The 2,263-nt window shown below is 62.8% G+C and carries 3 protein-coding genes; 2 read left to right on the top strand and 1 reads right to left on the bottom strand.

The annotated features are described in order from the left end of the window. Nucleotides 1-499 (bottom strand): FAD-dependent oxidoreductase (locus ENZ75_RS29315; RefSeq protein ID WP_164888099.1); only part of this gene is annotated, 499 nt, incomplete at its 3' end. A 189-nt stretch (nucleotides 500-688) separates the two neighbouring features. On the opposite strand from ENZ75_RS29315, the gene ENZ75_RS29310 reads away from it, so the two are divergent. Both ENZ75_RS29310 and lhgO read left to right on the top strand, forming a co-directional pair. Beyond that, entirely contained in the window at nucleotides 689-1,267 is a 579-nt protein-coding gene (locus ENZ75_RS29310; RefSeq protein ID WP_127274058.1) for an ATP-binding cassette domain-containing protein, read from the top strand. A 26-nt stretch (nucleotides 1,268-1,293) separates the two neighbouring features. Beyond that, on the top strand, nucleotides 1,294-2,263 hold a 970-nt coding region (lhgO, locus tag ENZ75_RS29305), incomplete at its 3' end, for an L-2-hydroxyglutarate oxidase (RefSeq protein WP_245481286.1).

The following is a 2,263-nucleotide window of genomic DNA, read 5'->3' as shown; positions in this document are numbered from 1 at the left end:
CCCAAGGTTCTGCTCGCATGTCCGATGGAGTGATCATTGCGCCTTTGAACAGTCGCGACATGGCCGGGATCAGGCTTGCCAGCTCACCCTGGTCGAGGAGACGCGTGTCGACGCCATGAGCCTGGGCGATCTTCAGGAATTTCGCGAAGCCGGCCATCTCCTTGTCTGTTCGCGCAAGATAGGTAACGCCCGTCTGCTTCAGTCCTATGTCCTCGCCACATTCCTGTGCCAGTTGCCGCCAGAGGCGCTGCGCTTCGATGACGATCGGCAGTTCGTCGGCATCGCGGCCCTGCTGCCGGATCCAGCCCCAGTTGCGCGAGGATTGCTCGGCGGCGATGCGTCCCTTTTCCAGCAGCGTCACCGAGACGTTCCGCCGCGCCAGGAACAGTGCCGTGGTCACGCCAATGACCCCGCCGCCGATGATCACGACGTCCGAGGTCCTCGGCAGGGGCTGCTGGAACTGGATCGGGGTGGCTTCAGTGAAGGGGAAGATTGTCAAAGAGCACTATCCTTTGGCATTCCGCAGCGGCGTCCGGTCTACACACTTGATATCAGGGCAGCGATATCTGGCCGCCGTGAGATGTCGATACCACGCGAGGAGATTGATCGTCAGCTGCTGCTTGCCGGGAACGACGAGGCCAGATCGCGGCGCCGGCAAATCCACGCTTCTGAAATCAATTTCCGGGCCATGGCGCCGACCGGGGGCACGCTTGCCTTCAACAGCGAGTCGATCGCCGGCCAGGCGCCGGAAAAGCTATGCCGGAAGGGCCTGGCACTGGTGTCGGAAGGCCGCAGTATCTTCCGGACACTGACGGTGCGGGAAAACCTGCTGCTCGGCGGCATGATCCGCAAGGACAAGGCCGAAGCGGCCGCCGATCTGGGAACGGGTTCTGGAAATCTTCCGATCCTCAGGACCCGCTACCGCGGCGTTGCCGGCCACCTTTCCGGCGGCGAGCAGCAGCAGCTTGCCATCGCCCGCGCCATCCTGCAGCGCCCGTCGCTGATGATGATCGATGAACCGTCGCTTGGCCTTGCGCCGCTGGTGATCGACCAGGTCTACGAAAGCCTCCGCCAGCTTAACGCCAGCGGGCTGACCCTGCTCGTCGTCGAACGGTCCACCGCTCGCATTCTCGACCTCGCTTCCCGCGTCTACGTGCCGCGCAACGGCCATAACGCGCTGGAGGGTTCGGCAAGCGAGCTTGCCGACGGGCATGCGCTGGAAAAGGCCTATTTCGACTATGGCGATCGTCAGACGGCGCACGCATAATCGGGCAGGCAAGGGCTACAACAATGATTTTCGACTACTGCGTCATCGGCGGCGGCATCGTCGGCCTGGCGACGGCCATGCGGCTGCTGGAAACATATCCCGGCTGCAGCCTGATCCTGTTGGAAAAAGAGGAGGCTCTCGGCAAGCACCAGACCGGCCACAACAGTGGTGTCATCCATGCCGGCATCTACTATCCGCCAGGCAGCCTGAAGGCCGAGCTCTGCCGCAAGGGCGCGGATGCCACCAAGGCCTTCTGCCAGGAGAACGGCATCCGCTTCGATGTCTGCGGCAAACTGCTCGTCGCCACCTCCGCACTCGAAGTGCAGCGCATGGAGGCGCTCCACGAACGCTCGAAGCAGAACACGATCGAAGTCCGGCGCGTCAGCGAGGGTGAATTGAAGGAGCGGGAACCGAACATCCGCGGTCTCGGCGCGCTTTTCGTGGCCTCGACCGGCATCGTCAGCTATGCCGATGTCTGCCAAGCCATGGGGCGGCGCATCAGGGCGCTTGGCGGCGAGATCCGCCTGTCGACGCGCGTCACCGGCATTCGCGAAGTCATCGATTCCGTCGATATCGCGTCGGCCGGCGAAAACTGGCAGGCGAAAAAACTGGTGGTCTGCGGCGGTCTCCAATCAGACCGGCTGGCCGTGCTCGCCGGGCTTTCGATCGAGCATCGCATCGTTCCCTTCCGCGGCGAATACTATCGCCTTCCCGCATCGAAGAACGACATTGTCCGCCATCTGATCTATCCCGTCCCGGATCCAGCCCTGCCCTTCCTTGGCGTGCACCTGACGCGGATGATCGACGGCAGCGTCACGGTCGGGCCGAATGCCGTTATCGGTTTTGCCCGCGAAGGCTATCCACGGCTTTCGTTCAATGTTTCGGACATGGCCGACTACGCGCTGTTTCCCGGCTTCTGGAAAACCGTGTTCGCCAACCGCGGATCTGCGGTAACGGAACTCCGCAACTCGCTCTGGAAGCCAGGCTATCTGAAGG

The sequence above is a fragment of the Mesorhizobium sp. M7A.F.Ca.CA.002.04.1.1 genome (assembly GCF_004022805.1).
GTDB classification, from domain to species: Bacteria; Pseudomonadota; Alphaproteobacteria; order Rhizobiales; family Rhizobiaceae; genus Mesorhizobium; species Mesorhizobium ciceri.
The sequence above is the reverse complement of the archived record's forward strand: the minus strand, read 5'-3'. Positions and strand labels throughout refer to the sequence as shown.